This window comes from Petroclostridium sp. X23, assembly GCF_030013905.1.
GTDB lineage: Bacteria > Bacillota > Clostridia > SK-Y3 > SK-Y3 > X23.
Genome location: NZ_CP124862.1, coordinates 5,067,629 through 5,085,667 on the forward strand (window position 1 = coordinate 5,067,629; position 18,039 = coordinate 5,085,667).

Below are 18,039 nucleotides of genomic sequence, written 5' to 3' on the forward strand. Positions count from 1 at the left end.
AATCTTAGAGATTATTTGCGAAGTGTAGTAAAGATAGCGGTTGAGGGATTGTCTTTTTAGCCGCTATCTTTAGTTTGTTTTTTTCACTGCGAGGATCTATAGACCGTTTTTGCTCTTAGCATTTTTTTTATTGTCCATGGTTGCCTTGACCGGCTCCCTATTAGCGGCTATCTGATCATTATAAAAAGCCGGATCTCCGATCGCGTCTTTTACGATGTCTTTGTCTTTTTTCTTTTCTTTCATTACTTGTACCTCCTTATCTTATATTTACATATTATTTTACATTAAATATTCTTAGCACATTTCTAATAAATATGAATTTTGTTGATTATTTTTTATACTTTTCGGTTCATTTAGTTTATATAAAAGGGGAAGAAGAGTAATATTTAAGTATTCAATTTAGTAAATATAGATTAGGATAAAAAATTAAAATCATTTCATTCATTTTTTGTGTATAGCATACAAGAGTGAATATTTAATAGGATTGGAGGAATCCTGCCATGTTTCCCCAAAGTATTCTTTTTTTTGTTCTACAAATAGGCACCGGATTATTTTGGACCGTTGCATATATACTGATTATTAGAAGAGGATTTAAGGATAAAACTTATGGGATACCAATGGTTGCTCTTTGTGCGAATATTTCTTGGGAGTTTATTTTTTCTTTTGTATATCCACATGAAGGTATTCAGCTTATTATTAATATGTTATGGCTTTTTTTAGATATGATTATTATGCTGCAATTCTTATGGTTCGGATGGAAGAGTTGTCAAAGATACATGCCATTGAAATATTTCTATATTACCTTCTTGATTGTATTGATGTTAAGTGCGTCTATGATTATAACCGTATCCATTGAATTTAACGACTTACAGGGGAAATATTCCGCCTTTGGTCAGAATTTTATGATGTCTGCACTTTTTATAGTGTTGCTGTTTAAACGTGGTAATGCGTCAGGCCAGTCTGTATATATAGGTATTTTTAAAATGCTTGGAAGTTTATTAGCTGCGATTGGCTTTTGCCTATATTTTGAATCATCCCTTATAAATTTATTTTCTATAGGAACTTTGTTTTTTGATCTTGTATATATAGCTCTTTTATACAACATGGTTTATAAGGACAAGGTTAAGTCTTCATTTATGTTAAGATGAAAAATCGGCGAAAGGTTTTCGCCGATAAATTTATGTATCCAGTTTTTCTTTTACTGAACGCAGTTTTTGACTCATGGAAGCTGCCAGATCTCTTCTGTCGTCAATTCTTATTGAGGTAATTACCCGCATAGCACCATTATCAAAGGGGACTTCGTGCATTTTTCTTACCATCTCCAAAATAACATCCAAGTCACCTTCAAGTACTGTACCCATCGGCGTAAGCTGATGTTTAACACGCGTATCATTTTGTAAAATTTTATGGCAATCAGCCACATATTTGCTAACACTGGTTGAACCCGTTCCCAACGGGACGATTGTTGCTTCAGCAATAGCCATATTAGTCACCTCCATATTATGGTTATAATTAAATTTTAATGCAATTTTGTGAACATGTCTATACTTAATCGGATATATCTTATCAAGAGAGTGTCAAAATTTTGTAATCAATTCAGCACTTAATACCATAGCATTATCTTTGTAGGTAGTTTTGAGCTACTTTTGAAAAAATTTCGTATATATAACTAAAGCACATTCAAAAAAACAAGCAAAGTATTTATATTTTTGCAATAGACGTATCGGATTTCATATTTGTGCGTAAAAGTAAAAAAATATTTTGGAGGGATTCAAATGTCAAACGAAAATTTTTTAAAATCCGAAGCACAGCAAGATCAAATTAGTACAGTCGGCGAAGCAAGCTCACATACGCCTGGAAAAGTCATGGACATATTGAGCGATGAGCAACTGAATGGGGTGGCTGGAGGAAGAAACATACCTGAAGGACGGTTTTATTGCGAATGTTATAAATGCGGATGGAGGTCGGGTATCAGTCATTACGAGCAAGTAGAATATTGGGCGAAAATACATATGGAAGAGGCGGGCCATGCAGGTCTTTCACTATACGCAGTATGAAGAAGGCGCCGATATGACGAATAAAACATATGATCCTTACCGTATCAAATGTTAAAAAGGAATGTATTCGCTTGCATATCAGCTTATAATTTGAAATTTAGGAGGGAATGTACATGTCAAACGACAAGTTTCTAAAACCCGATATAGGTCAAAATCAAACTGAAGCAATCAGTGAACCGAGCTTAATGCAGTTTGGAGATGATGGAACCCTATTGAATGATGAGGAACTGTGTGAGGTTATAGGGGGAGAGGGAGAAAACGAGTTTGAAGGAAAAATAGTTATAGCAATATGCTGTCAATGCGCGTGGAGAACCAAACGAGGCTACTATGAAACAATCAGAGCAGCGGCGCAAGAGCATATGATAGAAAAAGGACATTGTAAGATTAGGCTAATGGCATAAATGGCATGAAATATCAGATTGGAAAGGAATCACGCCTGTCTGATAGATGAAAATAGTGCTGCTGTAAAAAGACTGATTGGTTACTTGTTTATAGCATTAGGAGGTTTTAAATGAAGTCATTGACCAAGAAAATGAATATTGCTTTATTAGTGATGATGTTTTTCATATGGTATATAATGGGAGGAGGCAGCTTGGGAGCTTATGTCCAGGCTGCTTCAGACATCGATACAGACGGGTCATCGCAGATAGAGAAGATCATGAAGAATATGACACTGGAAGAAAAAATCGGGCAGATGTTTATGCTGGATTTCAGAAAAAAGGATGGCCAAGATATAACCTCGCTGGATGAAAGCATTGTCAATGCGATAAAAAAGTATAAACCCGGAGGAGTCATCCTTTTTAGGGAGAATACTGTCGGCACGCTGCAAACATTGGAACTTACCAGTGCTTATCAAAAGGCCACACCCAAAATTCCGCTTTTCATTGCAGCAGACCAGGAGGGAGGGGCAGTAACAAGGCTGCAGTCGGGTACCACCATGCCGGGAAATATGGCTCTAGGGGCAGCGCACAGCAGCAAACTGGCATATGCTGTTGCAAAGGCAACGGGAGAAGAACTTAAAGCGGTAGGCATTAATATGAACTTTGCGCCGGTAGTGGATGTCAACAACAATCCTTCCAATCCGGTCATAGGAATCCGGTCCTTTGGAGATGATCCGGAGGAAGTTGCAAAGATGGGGATTGCATTTATGAAGGGCCTCAATGATGTGGGTGTTATTGCGGCTGCAAAGCATTTTCCCGGGCACGGAGATACAGCCATGGATTCCCACATCGCTCTTCCTACAGTACCCCACGGGATAGAAAGGCTTGAAAAAATAGAACTTAAGCCCTTTCAAGAGATAATAGACAACGGTATAGACATGATCATGACGGCGCACGTGACATTTCCCGCTATTGATAATGGCGAGAGAACGCCGGCAACGCTATCATATCCATGCCTTACCGGACTGTTAAGAGAAAAAATGGGGTTTAAAGGTGTTATTATTACCGATGCCTTCAGCATGAAGGCAATCACCGACCGTTATGGGGATAAGGAAGCAGCGGCAATGGCAATAAAAGCCGGTGCAGATATTGTTCTCATGCCTCAGGATCTGGAAAACACCTTTCCATACATATTGGATCAGGTAAAGAATGGAGAAATTTCCGAGCAAAGAATCGATAGTTCGGTTGAAAAGATTCTTTCGCTCAAAATTAAAAGAGGAATTATCAGCAATGAGACCGGAAATAACGCTGACTCGAATCAAGCAGCCCTTGATATGGTAGGTGGGACAGCAAACGAATTTATCAAGAAAATCGCTGCGGAAACAGCGGTAACACTTGTCAAAAATGACAACAGCAATCTTCCGTTCAAGCTTAAAGAGGGCAGCGATGTCGTGTTTTTCGCACCGTCTCAAATAGGTGCAAATAAGGTGCAAGAGGTTTTAGAGAATCTTGTACAGAGTACGGGGATAAAAAAAGTGAGTGTGCACGGCTTCAATTATGACGGCGAAAAAATGATGATAGAAGAGCAAAAGAACGCGTTAAAACATAGTACGTTTGTATTATTGTTTACCCGGTCGGTAAAGGTTGCCGACATGTCGCCGGACAGTAGTTTTATGCCGGTATTTGCGTCAGAGGTAGTGAAGTACACGGATTTATATGGTAAAAAGCTTGCTGCCATTGCAGTGAGGAATCCTTATGATATACAGTTTCTCAACGATGTAAAATCTTATATCGCTGCATACACCGATTGGCAAGGCGGCGGTGTGGAAGCAGCGTTAAAGACAGTCTTCGGGATTATTAATCCGGTAGGCAAACTACCTGTTACCTTACCTGATGGTAAGGGAGAAATATTATACAGAAACGGTCACGGCATGTCTTATAACATTGAAAATATGGATAATGAGGATAGAAACCAAGCATATGATTCTTATCTTCCCGAACTTTGGGAGAAAGGACTGATAGATGATGCAGGTGCCTTTAAATATGATCCTCCGGTAGAGGGGCAGAAACTGGCAGATTTATTGAAGAAGATCCTTCTTGTTACAACGGGGCAAACCCTTGAGCTTGAGACAAGCCAAGGAACTTTAAACAGATATCAAATGATACATCTGTTTGTAAAAGCTGCGGAAGCTGCCGGTATAGATCACAAAATATCGACCTTTGATGATATAAATCAAAAAATTCCGGAGGCGTATCGTGATGATGTGAAAAGGGCATTAGAATTTGGGTTGATTATCGGATATCCTGATGGAAGCATAAATGGAGATGACAAGGCCACACATTCACAAATGGTTACTGCTGCCGAACGTTTTCTAAAACTTATCGAAAAAAGTGATATACTGCTGAAAAGCTAGAATATGACTATATAGGAGGATGTGAAAAAGTGCTTAATCGTTCGAAAATCAAACATGGGGACAGTCCCTCTGTTGTGCCAAAACCGAGCAAACAGCAGGGACAGTCCCCAAGTCCGATTTTCTCTATGTGCTAAATTCAACTTTATCACAGTCTCCTATAAATTGCGATCATACGCGTTAAGCTAAGCCATGTTATGGTAAACCAATAATTACATTTGCAAAAAAGAAAAAAACATGAGAACCTCAAAGTAATAGAGAAATGAAAGGTGAGGTTCCCATGTTTCAAGTTCCCATATCACTAATTATAAGCTTTATTTGCTTTTTAGGAAAGACAAAAATACTGGAAATTTCTAAGGACACAGGGTTTACGGTGCGCCGCTCTAAGCTGCTGCCAGATACTATAGTAAAAGTATTTACATTCGGCTTATGGGACACCCCTAATCCATCCTTACGTCAAACTGCTTCTAAATGCGAAAATATTCAACGCGGACTTAGTATAACACGCGAAGGACTTTTTCAACGTTTGGCTACAAGTGCTTTATTGCTAAAACAAGTATTCCAGTCAGCAGTTGAGTATTCTGCCAAGAGAGCAATAACTGTCCAGAATCTCGATGTGCTCCAAGCTTTTACTGATGTAAAAATATGTGATAGCTCTAAAGTTACTCTTCCGGACAAATTAGCAGATGTCTGGAAAGGTCTTGGTGGCAATAATGCAAAAGCTGCTCTAAAAATCCAGACTATATATAGCCTTAAGTCCAGAACTATCACAAATATGGAGTTGACAAAGGCGCCTGGTCCAGATGCCGGCTATAAAGATGAACTTCTAAAACACATTCATCATGGTGAGCTGTTAATTACTGACTTAGGATATTACAGTAAAGATTTGTTTAGGAAAATAATATCCAAAGGTGCATATTTTCTTAGCCGAATTAAATCAAATACTGTTTTTCAAATACAAAATTCTGACACTAAATCTTTTAAAGCCTTAGACCTTTTAAGTGTTTTAAAAAACAGCTCCAGTGTTGATATAGATGTATACTTTGGCACCAAGTATTCTAAATTACTACAATGTCGGCTGATTGGTGTACGTTTACCTGATGAAGTCGCTAATGAACGTAGGCGCAAAGCAAATAAAAAAGCAAAGTCACAAGGCAAAACACTGAGTGACTATGACTTAGAGTTATTAGGATGGAACCTTCTAATTACTAACGCCCCAGCACATATGCTTACTCCAAAGGCAGCCTGTGAATTGTACAGAGCTAGATGGCAGATAGAGCTTTTATTTAAGGCTTGCAAAAGCTATCTAAACCTTGGCAAAGTAGGCAACTGTGGTAAAGAGCAATTAGAGTGTCTTCTATATGGAAGGTTAATTGCCATTATACTAATTTTCACAGTCTACTCAGCACTGTATGCCCTCATGTACCAACAAAAAAACAGATGCATTAGTATGATGTCGTTTATCAAACTAATTGCGACAAAGGTGGAAAAAATATTTTCAAGCCTTTATGCAACCACTGAAGCAATATCGGAACTGCGACTGATTCTTAAAAGAGCGGCCGAACAAAGCTTACATGATAAACGTAATCGCAAAACCACGGTTGAGCGATTGCAGGAACACTATTTGCTCAATTAAATTGGTAAAAAATAGCTTAACTTAACGCGTATGAAATTGCGATAAAGAATTCAAATCAACAGTTATTTGGTGAAGGGTGAATAGTAGGTAGTGAAGAGTCATATGCACTCCCCACTCCTCACTAAAGCAATATAGCAAAAAGGAATGGAGCTGATTCTGATGAAAATAAAGACACGATTAATTATTATTTATGCAGGTCTTATCATACTTTTTATTTCTGTACAAGGAATATTCATTCAATCTTTATATAATAAAACGGCGGATGATGTTGGCCAAAGAGCCATAACCATCTCACAAGTGGTTGCAAGATCCATTGATTTGGAGCGGTATGAAGAGATTGTCCGAACCAAAGACCGTAATGATCATTTTTACCAAATGCAGGACTATTTTAGCAAAGTACAGCAAGAAACCGGGGTAGATTGCCTGTATATAAAACATAAAATTTCAGAGTCCCAGATTGAATATATTTACGACTCCGATAAAGATTCACTGGGTGAGCCGGATGACCTGTTCACACCCGAGGCATACACCAATGGCACCAGCTTGCATACCGGCATCAAGAGTTATGAAAAATGGGGGACATTTATTACCGGCTATAGTCCTCTGATCAACAAAAACGGGGACATCATAGGAGCGGTAGGAACCGATATAGAAGTTGGAGATTTTTATGATGTGTTTTTCAGACGTATGCGAAGTACTTTGATTTATACTGCCAATGTAACCTTGATGATATCCTTACTCATCTTTATTACGATGAAGAGAAACATACTGTGGAAAAAGAATGATGAAAAAGATTGAGCTATGTTTCAATATCTCTCGTATAAATATATAGAAAGACAAGAGGCGGAATAATGAATAAAAGAGTTTTTTCAGTGGTAAACAAAGTTGCTTAAGATATGTTTAAAAAACTTTAATATAATGAAACAGGAGATAGAACAATGACAATCAAAGAGGTAATGGAAAAGAACGATAGAACTTTAATTAACAAGATGAGAAGCTGCAAAACCATCGAAGAATTCAAGATGGTTGCAGAGGAAAACGGTATTGAGGTCACTGAAGAAGAAATGAAGAGGATTTCAGGCACATTGAGAAACCATATGGGTGGGGAGCTGTCGGATGATGATCTTGACAGGGTTGCAGGCGGAGCATTGTTATGGGGTTGCCCAGGACATTATGACCATATCAAATGCGAAAACCCGGATCTAATTTTCTTTATACCTTGCAGTCATCTTCAAAGTAGGCCGACAGGGAAAGCTTATGAGGTAGAAAAGTCTTGTACGTTACATGGCTGGAAAACAATAGTGTATGAATCACCGTCCATTTAGGACTGTTAAATGAGGATTAAAATTATATTTTGAAAATTAGCATATTCTAATGTGTACCCATAGCGAAAGTCTATGGGTTTTATTTAAATTTTCCATCTTAATAAAAATATTTCGTAAGGCAGAATTAGGAGACAAGAAATGTCTCCTAATTCTGCCTTGATTCCTTTAAACGCTCATATAATACTAAGATAAATCATGTTATTGTTAATATATACTAAATTGAAAATAAATATCTGTTGTGTTTTTGTACACAAATTACTATAATAGTACTTGGAAGGGGGGATTCGTTTGCCAGGTAAAAAGCTTCTCAGTCAAAATCAAGGTTTTATCAAAGCATGGGAATTGTTTACGTCTAAAGGAACGATAAACAGGAAGCTGGTGAGGGACATCATAGCAGACTCATGGCTGCGCAGCAAGAACTATGATGTTGACCCGTGGACCGATAGAATTGAGATACAATTAACGAGTGAGCAATTGGCGGCAAAGCGGCAGCAATTCAGCCTTCTGATCAAAACTGCAAAACACTTTATGGAAAGCATGCACAAGCTTGTAGGGAGTACCGGTTTAATTGTAAGGTTAACAGACAAGGACGGTTATATTTTAGAATTTATCGGGGATAAAGAACTGATTGAGCAATGTGGCAACCTGAATCTATATATCGGCTGTAATGTGAAAGAGGAGTCCATCGGTACCAATGCGATAGGGACAGCATTGGCTACAGGTCAGTCCATACAAGTACTTGGGGCAGAACATTACTGTAAGCAGTATCATAAGTGGACTTCTTCCGCGTCCCCGATTAGAGATGAAAATGATGAGGTCATGGGGGTAATAAGTATGACCGGGCCCTATGAGAACGTACACCCCCATACTTTAGGGATGGTTGTTGCAGCCGCGGAAGCCATTGAAAATGAAATGAAGCTGGAGCAGACCAATAAGCAGCTGCAAACCGCAAATAAACATTTTTATGCGATCATGGAATCCATTTCGGAAGGGTTAATTACCATCAATAACGAAGGCATTGTTATGGATATCAATTTATTCGCACGAAGATTTTTATCCTTGAATGAAGAAGATATTGTTGGAAAAAGCATTCGGATGGTTTTGGATAAGGCGGCGACATACAGGATTTTAAAGATCATCAACAGTCACAAGAAATATGAAGAATCGGAAGTATATTTCAAAAATAAAGATGGAAGAAGAATCTCATGTATCATTAGTGTAACACCTATCAAAGATATGTCCACTCAGCAGGTAGAAGGCATCGTGATCACTTTTAAGGAAGCCCGGAAAGTACATAAGCTGGTAAATAGAATTGTGGGCGCAGAAGCGATCTACACTTTTGATGATATTATAGGTGAAAGTAAAAAGATTAAGGATACTATTAAAATAGCTTCTGCTGCTGCCGATAACGATTCCACCATATTGCTTATGGGAGAAAGCGGAACCGGAAAAGAAATGTTTGCGCACAGCATACATAATAAGAGTCCTCGGAGAAACAAACCTTTTGTATTTTTAAACTGTGCAGCCATTCCCAGGGATTTGGTAGCAACCGAACTTTTCGGATATGTTGACGGGGCATTTACAGGGGCCAGAAGAGGCGGGCATCCGGGGAAATTCGAGCTTGCCGACGGAGGAACCATATTTTTGGACGAGATCGGTGACATGCCGCTGGAAACGCAGACCAGCTTGCTGAGAGTACTGGAAACCAAGGAAATTGTAAGGATAGGTGGACATGATGTCATTCCTACAAATGTACGGGTGATCGCGGCAACCCATAAGGATCTGAATAAAGAAGTAGAGCTGGGTAATTTTAGGAAGGATTTATATTATAGGTTAAATGTGATGCCAATTCATATTCCTCCATTAAGGCAGAGAAAAAAAGATATTAAAGTATTTATTGACTATTTTATAAACAAAACGAGTATAAATCTGGGAAAGAAGATTGTAGGTGTAAGCAATAGCTTTTATGAAGGCATGATAAACTACAACTGGCCGGGGAATGTTCGGGAACTTCAGAATGTCGTACAAATGGTAATTAATATTGTTGACGATAATACTACTTTGGCATATGAGCATTTGCCTGCGAATATAAAATCAGAGGAATTTTCAAAGGAAATGCTTCAAGATAATGAGGTAAGTAAAGAACTTATGACTCTGGAAGAAATCGAAAAAATGGCTATATATAAAACGATCCAAGCTGTAGAAGGTAATATTGTATTAACATCAAAAATTTTAGGGATAGGCCGCAGTACATTATACCGAAAACTGGATAAATATGAATTAAATGATGTATTGAAATGATACATGTGTTTCATTGTGGTACATGGTTCATTGGGGTTAGTATCAAGAAAATGTATCAACATGGTACATTTCAAAAAAAAGGATTGAGTATTTACTCAATCCTTTTTTTTTGTACCCGGATAGTGATATCTGTAACCCAGTAATATCAGCATATTCAGAGGTAGATGGATAAAAGACATCTTGGCATGGTTATTGCTCTATATATAAGTGAAAGCAGGTGAATAAGTGATGAAGAGGTTTATGATAAGCATGATATTTCTGATGAGCTTTTGGCTGGTATTAGCAGAAAAAATAACTTTAGAGGCCGTATGTATTGGTGCAGGAATCTGTCTGTGGACGTACTTTTTCAATGGAGAAAACCCAATAGAAATCCCAAAGAAATTTTTCACACTGAGGGGTATGCAATATATGTTTGTATATTTATTCGTGTTGTCTAGAGAAATTATTACCGCAAATGTCCAGGTTGCTCAGGTTGTATTAAGTCGTAACATCAGTATTACCCCGGATGTGATACAGTTTCAAACAAAACTTAAGTCGGAGCTGACTAAGACAATACTTGCAAACTCTATTACGCTTACTCCGGGAACACTGACGGTCTTAATGGAACAAGATCTTTTAACGGTCCATTGTCTTCAAAAAGATTATGCGCAAGATGTTTTGAATTCAAAATTCGAGAAAATACTTTTAAAAATAGAGGAGTAGAGTTATGGAAAAACGATTATTGATCTTTGCAATTGTATTTTTATCGCTTACCATCATTTTATGTGTGGTGAGAGCTATAAAAGGGCCGAGTGCGGGAGACAGATTGCTAGCCATCAATGTAATCGGGACAAAGGTGATTGTGTTGATTTCTTTTGTTTCATTCATATTAAATGAAACGTATTTTATCGATGTTGTATTGGTTTATGCACTCATCAGTTTTATTGCTTCCATTGCGATATCCGAGTTCATTGAAAAGTCGAGGGGGAGCGAAGAATGAAGGCAGCGTTAATGAGTATTTTTCTATTAGGTGGTTTGTTTTTCTTTAGTGTAGGTACTGTAGGACTTTTAAGGTTTCCTGACTTATTTACCAGAGCCCATAGTGCGGCAAAGTGTGATACTCTTGGGGCGGTTCTAAGCTTAATTGCACTGATGATATATAGCGGCTGGAATTACCCAAGCTTAAAGCTGCTGTTGGTATTGATCTTTTTATGGACCACAAATCCCACGGCCACGCATTTGATTGCAAAAGCGGTATTCCTTAAAAAAGAGAACAGAAAAAATATAACGGAGTGAGTCATTATGGAAATGTTTAGTGTAATGATGATGGTGTTTTTAATCGGTGCCGCTATTGCGGTATCAGCTATACGAAGCCTGCTGGGGGCGATAATCGTTTTTATGGTCTACAGTCTTGTGATGGCGGTTTTGTGGCAGCAGCTTAATGCACCGGATTTAGCCATTACTGAAGCGGCGGTAGGTGCAGGCATTACCACATTATTGTTTGTATTTACTTTAAAAACAATTAGAGGGATTGGAAAATGAAGAAAATATTAGCTGTTTTATTAACGGGCATTTTAATAGGGGTTCTGCTTATAGGGGTATATGATCTTCCTGCCTTCGGCAAACCGGATCATCCTGCGAATAATTATGTAGCACAGAGATATGTTCAAAAGGGTGTGGAAGAAACAGGGGCTTTAAATATTGTGACCGGAATCATATTGGATTACAGGGCTTTTGATACCTTTGGAGAGTCCATCGTGCTGTTTACCGCTGCTGTGGTGGTGTTAACGGTTCTAAAAAAAGAAGATGAACGGATGTGAAAGACAATGAGAAATATCATTCTAAAGGAAGTCGGTAAAGTTGTTATCCCCTTCATTCAGGTATTTGCCCTCTACGTAATATTTCATGGACATCTTTCACCGGGAGGAGGCTTTGCCGGAGGAACCATCTTTGGAGCAAGTCTGATCGTGTATCGGATTGTATACGGAAAGAATAAGGCTCAGCAGAAAATATCGTACGGAAAGTTAATGAAGTATATGTGTATTTCATTGATCTTTTATGGCGTATTGAAAGGATACAGCTTTATTACGGGAGGGAGTCACATTGAAGTATTTCAGGTACCATTGGGAACTCCCGGGCATATCCTAAGCGCGGGATATTTGCTGCCGTTAAATATTGCTGTAGGAATTGTTGTTTCAATGACCATGTATTTGTTTTTCGCATTATTCTATGAGGGAGAAGTGTAAGATGGAAATGTTGACAACGAAATATTTTGAAGTGGGGGCAATCGTTTTATTTGGGGTAGGTTTTGTAACGCTTCTGCTTCATAGTAACTTAATTAAAAAAATAATAGGCATGAATATCATGGATACGGCGGTATTCCTGTTTTTTATTACCCAAGGTTATATAGAGGGAAGGGAGGCACCTATTATTAGAGGAACACATAAGGGAGCAGAGGCGTATATCAATCCCATTCCTACGGCACTAATGCTGACGGGTATTGTGGTGGCGGTCAGTGTCACGGCTTTTGCCCTCGCGTTGACGGTCAAACTTTATAAAAAATATGGCACGATAGAGTTGGATGAAATCATGAGAATGAAGGAGGATGAACATGGTGGATATTCGAAGTTTCCCGTTAGTGATTATTCTGATACTTCTGCTTAGCGCGCTTTTTATGCCATTGATTAAAAAGGCGAGAATGGTTAAAGGATTAAGTTTGGCATCCATGGGTGTATCTGTCATATTAGCGGTATTTACCTTGGGTTATGTGAAAGAGAACGGACATTTTATCTATCAAATAGGTCATTGGGAGGCACCATGGGGAATTGAATTTCGAATTGGTATGATTGAAGTGATCATGGCACTGTTGTTTACAATGGTATCGTTGTTGGTGATGGGGTATTCGGTTTACACCATTGAAAAAGATATTAAACATAGCAAAGTTGCTTTTTATTATCTGCTCATCAATATTTTGGTGGGGTCGCTGCTTGGCATCATCTTTTCAAATGATTTATTCAATTGTTTTGTATTCATGGAGTTAAGTACGCTGGCATCATGCGGGATTGTGGTAGTGAAGGATAAAAAAGAGAATATTAAAGCGACATTAAAATATCTGGTATTGAGTACGTTAGGTTCCGGTCTTGTGCTGATGGGTATTGCTTTCCTGTATTCCATCACCGGTAATTTGAATATGACCTTTGCACATAAAGAAATAGTGAACGTGTATACGGCGTATCGACAAACCGTTTTAATTACATTGGGATTGTTTACGGTAGGATTAGGGGTGAAAAGTGCGATGTTTCCGCTGCATACCTGGCTGCCGGATGCGCACTCCAGTGCACCGTCCACATCCAGTGCTATTTTATCGGCGCTTGTGTTAAAGGCATTTGTACTTCTGCTGATTAAAATATTTTATAGAGTATTCGGATTGGAAGTTGTAAGCGAATTCCCCATTTTACACCTGATACTGATATTAGGCAGTGCCGGAATGATTATGGGATCTGTGCTGGCTATTATTCAAAAAGATATCAAACGGGTCATCGCGTATTCCAGTGTAGCGCAAATGGGATATATCTTTTTAGGAATCGGCCTGGGGAACAAGCAAGGGTTAATGATGGCTGTCTTTCATATTATTGCCCATGCGGTGACGAAATCCACATTATTCTTATCAGTGGGTGCGATCATTGAACAAACAGGTTATAGGAAGCTGGAGGATTTGAAGGGAATCGGAAAAGAAATGCCTGTAACACTGGGGATATTTACCGTTGGTGCTTTGTCCATGGTCGGTCTTCCGCTGCTACCGGGTTTTATCAGTAAATGGTACCTTGCCCTGGCAGCCATAGAGGGGCAAAAACCCATCTTGGTGGGTGTGATATTATTAAGCAGTTTATTAAACGCGGTATACTACTTTCCTATTGTTATTAACGCATTTTTCGGTGAAGAAAACTTGGGAGATAAAGTATTTAATGCAAAACACAAACCGTACAGACAATTGATTCCTATATTTCTTTTGATCGCGGCAATGCTTTATGTAGGCACTGCAGCAAAGAGCATTATAAACATGATCGATTTGGGTTTAATATGAGGAGGGAAAAGGATTGAGCAATGCATTTGTACTATTTCCGGTACTATTTCCGGTTATAGCAGCAATCATAGCAGCATTTTTTAAACTTGAAAAAGCAAAGTGGAGAAATATCTTTGCAATATCTGTGGTGATCATTAATTTTATCGCTTTGATATATATTTTGAACGTAGAGAAATCCGGCTCATTTCATCTCTGGACCATCAACCGGTTTTTAGATATATATTTTAAGATTGATGAACTGAGCATCTTTTTTTCGTTGCTGGCAGGGACACTATGGATATTTACAACATACTACGCCATTGAATATATGAAGCATGAAGGAAGGGAAAAGATATTCTTCATATTTTTTGTTTTTACACTTGGAATCACGATGGGCATTGCTTTTTCCGGGAATTTATTCACATTATATATTTTCTATGAGCTTTTGACGCTGGCGACTTTTCCTTTGGTGATTCATTCCGGCACAAAAGAAGCACTGGACAGCGGAAAGAAGTATCTTATCTATTCTTTTGGAGGGGCTACGCTGGTACTGCTTGGCATGATTTTACTGTTCAATATCAATAGCAATATGGATTTCGCAGCTCAAGGGGTGTTAAGTGCGGCAGCCTTACAAAGACCGCAGTGGATCTCCGTGATATATGTGTTGATGTTTCTGGGTTTTGGTGTAAAAGCGGCGGTCGTACCCTTTCACGCATGGCTGCCGGGCGCGATGGTGGCGCCTACGCCGGTGAGTTCGCTGCTGCATGCGGTGGCGGTAGTCAAATCAGGTATTTTTGCCATCATACGCGTGACCTATTTCGTTTTTGGAGCTGAAATGATAAGAGCCACACATGATCATATTTATTTAAGTATTTTGATCGTGATTACGATCCTTCTAGGGTCGCTTCTCGCACTGAATCAGGGAAACCTGAAAAAGCGCCTGGCGTATTCTACAATCAGTCAGTTGGGGTATATCTTATTGGGTGTTGTTTTGCTCAATGAGAATGCGTTAATGGGGGCAATGCTGCATCTGTTAAATCATGCAGTTATAAAAATCACGCTCTTCTTCTGTGTAGGAGCCATCTGTTTTACAACAGGCAAAAAGAATATTAGTGATATTAAGGGGATAGGCAAAAAAATGCCTATTACCATGTGGTGCTTTAGTATTGCCGCTATTTCATTGGTAGGGATCCCTCCCACCAATGGGTCGGTCAGTAAGTGGTATTTGGCCCTTGGAGGTCTGAATGCGAATAAGATACTATTTGTAGTCATACTGCTGGTAAGCGCATTTCTTACCGCAGCCTATTTGCTGCCTATTATTATTACTGCGTTTTTTCCGGGCGAAGAAAGTGCGGAATATCAACAGAAAACAGAACCACCGCTTAAGATGCTCATTCCTATTGTGATGTTAACAGCGATTGTAGTGATTTTGGGCGTTTTTCCGAACTTTATCTTAAACTATGTAGAAAAGATGGTGCGGGCAGTAATTTGAAAGGAAGGTGATCATCCTTGTTGTATGAAGCGTATGTGTTAGGTATTCTGCTGCTTCCGGCAGTAGGTTCGATCATTAGTTTTATGATCGGGCGAAAAAGTGAGTATCATAGGAATATATTTAATATTATCGTCAATGTTATACTTTTTGCAGTGGTTACCGCGTTGTACCAACCGGTAAGCAATCAAACCATTAAGGTATTTATTCCGGATATTATGGGTACGGGATTGTATCTCAAACTGGATGTGTTTAGGTACATTTTCATATGGATTACCGCATTTCTTTGGCTGCTGGCTACCATTTATTCTACAAAGTATTTGATTAAATATAAGAACAGAAATAGATACTATGCGTTTTTTATGCTTACACTCAGCAGTACCATTGGGATTTTTTTGTCGGAGCATTTGTTAAATCTTTTTACGTTCTTTGAAATCATGTCCCTTACCTCATATATTCTTGTCATTCACGACGAGGATCAATATGCGCATGAGGCGGGCAGGTCATATATCGGTATGGCGATTGCAGGCGGACTGGTGCTGTTAATGGGGTTATTCCTGCTTTACGATTATACAGGTACGCTGATGATCGGTGAACTTACGCTGCGAATGGATCAAATCGGTTCAATGAAATATATCATCAGTACATTAATTATTATCGGTTTTGGAGTAAAGGCAAGTATGGTCCCGCTGCATGTATGGCTTCCTAAAGCTCATCCCGCAGCTCCCGCACCGGCCAGTGCCGTCTTATCGGCAATATTATTGAAGACGGGTGTATTCGGAATCCTTATAGTTGTAGGAATCATTATGAAAGATGATAGGATCCTTTCAACAGCAATATTTATACTGGGACTTATCAACATGCTTCTAGGAGGTGTTTTAGCGATATTTCAAAGAAATATCAAAAGAATTCTCGCATACAGCAGCATGAGCCAGGTAGGATATATCTTAATGGGGATAGGCCTTATGGGTTTCTTAGGAGAGCATAAAGCGATTGCGGCTTACGGTACCATGTATCATATTGTCAATCATGCCATATATAAGGGCTTGCTGTTTCTGGGAGCAGGGATTATCTATATGGTGCTGCATGACTTGAGTATTAATGAAATAAGGGGTTTTGGCAAGCATAAACCCGTATTGAAGGCATTATTTTTAATCGGTATTTTTGCAGTAGCCGGGATGCCGGGATTTAACGGTTTTGCGAGCAAAACACTTTTACATGAAGCATTATTGGAAGCCCGGCACATCTATCATAACGGATGGTTTCAGGCTGCAGAAGTGATATTTACCATAAGCAGCGGATTAACGACAGCGTATTTGCTAAAGATTTTTGTTGCGGTATTCATGGAGAAAAATCAAAGGTATTGGGGACAGTATAGAAACCATATTTACAAAAGGGTAAAAGTTCCTTTGGTCATACTAAGCGGTGTAATCATTTATATGGGTATTCGGCCGGGCGCTTTAATACATGTAATCAATGGATCATTAGAGACCTTTGGCGTTCACGAGAGTATAAGCATAAAGTTTTATACATGGCATAATATCAAAGCCGTTTTCTCCAGTGTGGCGATAGGATTTCTGATATATGTTTTGATGGTCAGAAAATATTTGAGAAAGCAGGTTGACGGAGAAATCCTGTATATCAACCCTTCTCTTCAATGGTTTAATATTGAGAGGAATATGTATATTCCCATTATAAAACATATATTTGGATTTAGCTCCGCTATTCTTCATATAATCGATCAAAGTATGATAAATATGGTTCGGGGTATTATGAAGTCCATCAAGCTAGTGATGAAAATGGAAATGAAATATATTTATCATATCCGGCAGAAGATACGTATGCAGATGAATGGGTTGTTTGGCACGGAGAAAAGCAGCACCTATTCTTTTGACAGGCTGCGTGAGGATGTAAATTTGGAAATGTATAATGTTGCTGCTGCCTTGAGTAGACTGCGCAGCAGCTTGAACAGCATAACGTACTCCATATATATATTCGCTACAATTTTAGTAATGGTGCTATTGGTATTGTTTACTTAAATACCCGATATGCTTAGTGAGGTGTGATTTGGTACTTTATCACACCTTTTTTATTTTTTTTGTAGAATTTTGAGCTACATTTAAATGTAGTGCGTATATAAAATAGGCATGGTACGTATATCATTTGCAAGATAACAAATTATGCGAGTTTTTGTAGGAGCATACACTCTTACACATACAAATACTGAAAATTATACCATAGAAATAGGGAGTGATAGAATGTGGGAGGAATTGGAGGATAAACGGAAAAATCGAGGTCATACTCAAATGATCTTAAAGTTGTACAAAATCTTCTCAATAATTATAATAGTACTATCAGTAGTAATTGTTGATGTAAACGCTTTATGACTATTTATGCA

The 18,039-nt window shown here is 38.6% G+C and carries 20 protein-coding genes; 18 read left to right on the plus strand and 2 right to left on the minus strand.

Annotation, left to right across the window (positions count from 1 at the left end; genetic code table 11):
- Positions 1–96: 96 nt before the first annotated feature.
- Positions 97–243, minus strand: coding sequence for a hypothetical protein (locus QKW49_RS23705; RefSeq protein WP_282865100.1), 147 nt, complete (start codon positions 241–243; stop codon positions 97–99).
- 257 nt (positions 244–500) lie between these two features.
- Between QKW49_RS23705 and QKW49_RS23710 the strand changes: the two genes are divergently transcribed.
- A complete protein-coding gene (locus tag QKW49_RS23710) occupies positions 501–1,148 on the plus strand; it encodes a hypothetical protein (protein ID WP_282865101.1) in 648 nt (215 codons plus the stop codon).
- A gap of 30 nt (positions 1,149–1,178) precedes the next feature.
- Here QKW49_RS23710 and QKW49_RS23715 read toward each other — a convergent pair whose 3' ends face one another.
- Positions 1,179–1,484 carry an MTH1187 family thiamine-binding protein gene (locus QKW49_RS23715; protein WP_282865102.1) on the minus strand — a complete coding sequence of 102 codons (306 nt, stop codon included), beginning with the start codon at positions 1,482–1,484 and terminating at the stop codon, positions 1,179–1,181.
- Between the two features lie 291 nt (positions 1,485–1,775).
- Here QKW49_RS23715 and QKW49_RS23720 point away from each other — a divergent pair, with 291 nt between their 5' ends.
- The 17 genes from QKW49_RS23720 to QKW49_RS23800 all read left to right on the plus strand — a co-directional run bounded on the left by QKW49_RS23720 (position 1,776) and on the right by QKW49_RS23800 (position 17,680).
- The gene (locus QKW49_RS23720; protein WP_282865103.1) at positions 1,776–2,057 is read left to right on the plus strand and encodes a hypothetical protein; all 282 of its coding nucleotides are present in this window, start codon (positions 1,776–1,778) and stop codon (positions 2,055–2,057) included.
- A 113-nt stretch (positions 2,058–2,170) separates the two neighbouring features.
- Positions 2,171–2,458 (plus strand): hypothetical protein, encoded by a 288-nt coding sequence (locus QKW49_RS23725; protein ID WP_282865104.1) that lies wholly within the window; start codon positions 2,171–2,173, stop codon positions 2,456–2,458.
- A gap of 110 nt (positions 2,459–2,568) precedes the next feature.
- Complete coding sequence (gene nagZ, locus QKW49_RS23730; RefSeq protein ID WP_282865105.1) at positions 2,569–4,851, plus strand: beta-N-acetylhexosaminidase; 2,283 nt, start codon at positions 2,569–2,571, stop codon at positions 4,849–4,851.
- 277 nt (positions 4,852–5,128) lie between these two features.
- A complete protein-coding gene (locus QKW49_RS23735; RefSeq protein WP_282863409.1) occupies positions 5,129–6,484 on the plus strand; it encodes an IS4 family transposase in 1,356 nt (451 codons plus the stop codon).
- A 159-nt stretch (positions 6,485–6,643) separates the two neighbouring features.
- Positions 6,644–7,282: a hypothetical protein gene (locus QKW49_RS23740; protein WP_282865106.1), complete on the plus strand. Its 639-nt coding sequence runs from the start codon at positions 6,644–6,646 to the stop codon at positions 7,280–7,282.
- 140 nt (positions 7,283–7,422) lie between these two features.
- Positions 7,423–7,809 carry a Nif11-like leader peptide family RiPP precursor gene (locus QKW49_RS23745; RefSeq protein ID WP_282865107.1) on the plus strand — a complete coding sequence of 129 codons (387 nt, stop codon included), beginning with the start codon at positions 7,423–7,425 and terminating at the stop codon, positions 7,807–7,809.
- A gap of 288 nt (positions 7,810–8,097) precedes the next feature.
- A complete protein-coding gene (locus tag QKW49_RS23750) occupies positions 8,098–10,110 on the plus strand; it encodes a sigma 54-interacting transcriptional regulator (RefSeq protein WP_282865108.1) in 2,013 nt (670 codons plus the stop codon).
- 228 nt (positions 10,111–10,338) lie between these two features.
- Positions 10,339–10,812: a Na+/H+ antiporter subunit E gene (locus QKW49_RS23755; RefSeq protein ID WP_282865109.1), complete on the plus strand. Its 474-nt coding sequence runs from the start codon at positions 10,339–10,341 to the stop codon at positions 10,810–10,812.
- Positions 10,813–10,816: 4 nt separating this feature from the next.
- Positions 10,817–11,089, plus strand: coding sequence for a monovalent cation/H+ antiporter complex subunit F (locus QKW49_RS23760; protein ID WP_282865110.1), 273 nt, complete (start codon positions 10,817–10,819; stop codon positions 11,087–11,089).
- Positions 11,086–11,385 carry a monovalent cation/H(+) antiporter subunit G gene (gene mnhG / locus QKW49_RS23765; RefSeq protein WP_282865111.1) on the plus strand — a complete coding sequence of 100 codons (300 nt, stop codon included), beginning with the start codon at positions 11,086–11,088 and terminating at the stop codon, positions 11,383–11,385. Before QKW49_RS23760 ends, mnhG begins: the two co-directional genes overlap by 4 nt.
- A gap of 6 nt (positions 11,386–11,391) precedes the next feature.
- The gene (locus QKW49_RS23770; protein WP_282865112.1) at positions 11,392–11,631 is read left to right on the plus strand and encodes a hydrogenase subunit MbhD domain-containing protein; all 240 of its coding nucleotides are present in this window, start codon (positions 11,392–11,394) and stop codon (positions 11,629–11,631) included.
- Positions 11,628–11,909, plus strand: a complete 282-nt coding sequence (mbhE, locus tag QKW49_RS23775) for a hydrogen gas-evolving membrane-bound hydrogenase subunit E (protein ID WP_282865113.1) — start codon at positions 11,628–11,630, stop codon at positions 11,907–11,909. The genes QKW49_RS23770 and mbhE overlap by 4 nt, the downstream gene beginning before the upstream one ends.
- Before the next feature lie 6 nt (positions 11,910–11,915).
- Entirely contained in the window at positions 11,916–12,335 is a 420-nt protein-coding gene (locus QKW49_RS23780) for an MnhB domain-containing protein (protein WP_282865114.1), read from the plus strand.
- A gap of 1 nt (position 12,336) precedes the next feature.
- On the plus strand, positions 12,337–12,753 hold the full coding sequence (locus tag QKW49_RS23785; protein ID WP_282865115.1) for a cation:proton antiporter subunit C: 417 nt from the start codon (positions 12,337–12,339) through the stop codon (positions 12,751–12,753).
- Complete coding sequence (locus QKW49_RS23790; protein WP_282865116.1) at positions 12,701–14,173, plus strand: proton-conducting transporter membrane subunit; 1,473 nt, start codon at positions 12,701–12,703, stop codon at positions 14,171–14,173. Before QKW49_RS23785 ends, QKW49_RS23790 begins: the two co-directional genes overlap by 53 nt.
- A gap of 13 nt (positions 14,174–14,186) precedes the next feature.
- On the plus strand, positions 14,187–15,644 hold the full coding sequence (locus tag QKW49_RS23795; protein WP_282865117.1) for a monovalent cation/H+ antiporter subunit D family protein: 1,458 nt from the start codon (positions 14,187–14,189) through the stop codon (positions 15,642–15,644).
- 20 nt (positions 15,645–15,664) lie between these two features.
- Entirely contained in the window at positions 15,665–17,680 is a 2,016-nt protein-coding gene (locus tag QKW49_RS23800) for a proton-conducting transporter membrane subunit (protein WP_282865118.1), read from the plus strand.
- Positions 17,681–18,039 lie beyond the last annotated feature (359 nt).

Bases quoted from the DNA above. Each gene is read 5' to 3' on its own strand.
- QKW49_RS23705 (WP_282865100.1), bottom strand. From the start codon at position 243: ATGAAAGAAAAGAAAAAAGACAAAGACATCGTAAAAGACGCGATCGGA.
- QKW49_RS23710 (WP_282865101.1), top strand. From the start codon at position 501: ATGTTTCCCCAAAGTATTCTTTTTTTTGTTCTACAAATAGGCACCGGA.
- QKW49_RS23715 (WP_282865102.1), bottom strand. From the start codon at position 1,484: ATGGCTATTGCTGAAGCAACAATCGTCCCGTTGGGAACGGGTTCAACC.
- QKW49_RS23720 (WP_282865103.1), top strand. From the start codon at position 1,776: ATGTCAAACGAAAATTTTTTAAAATCCGAAGCACAGCAAGATCAAATT.
- QKW49_RS23725 (WP_282865104.1), top strand. From the start codon at position 2,171: ATGTCAAACGACAAGTTTCTAAAACCCGATATAGGTCAAAATCAAACT.
- nagZ (WP_282865105.1), top strand. From the start codon at position 2,569: ATGAAGTCATTGACCAAGAAAATGAATATTGCTTTATTAGTGATGATG.
- QKW49_RS23735 (WP_282863409.1), top strand. From the start codon at position 5,129: ATGTTTCAAGTTCCCATATCACTAATTATAAGCTTTATTTGCTTTTTA.
- QKW49_RS23740 (WP_282865106.1), top strand. From the start codon at position 6,644: ATGAAAATAAAGACACGATTAATTATTATTTATGCAGGTCTTATCATA.
- QKW49_RS23745 (WP_282865107.1), top strand. From the start codon at position 7,423: ATGACAATCAAAGAGGTAATGGAAAAGAACGATAGAACTTTAATTAAC.
- QKW49_RS23755 (WP_282865109.1), top strand. From the start codon at position 10,339: ATGAAGAGGTTTATGATAAGCATGATATTTCTGATGAGCTTTTGGCTG.
- QKW49_RS23760 (WP_282865110.1), top strand. From the start codon at position 10,817: ATGGAAAAACGATTATTGATCTTTGCAATTGTATTTTTATCGCTTACC.
- mnhG (WP_282865111.1), top strand. From the start codon at position 11,086: ATGAAGGCAGCGTTAATGAGTATTTTTCTATTAGGTGGTTTGTTTTTC.
- QKW49_RS23770 (WP_282865112.1), top strand. From the start codon at position 11,392: ATGGAAATGTTTAGTGTAATGATGATGGTGTTTTTAATCGGTGCCGCT.
- mbhE (WP_282865113.1), top strand. From the start codon at position 11,628: ATGAAGAAAATATTAGCTGTTTTATTAACGGGCATTTTAATAGGGGTT.
- QKW49_RS23780 (WP_282865114.1), top strand. From the start codon at position 11,916: ATGAGAAATATCATTCTAAAGGAAGTCGGTAAAGTTGTTATCCCCTTC.
- QKW49_RS23785 (WP_282865115.1), top strand. From the start codon at position 12,337: ATGGAAATGTTGACAACGAAATATTTTGAAGTGGGGGCAATCGTTTTA.
- QKW49_RS23790 (WP_282865116.1), top strand. From the start codon at position 12,701: ATGGTGGATATTCGAAGTTTCCCGTTAGTGATTATTCTGATACTTCTG.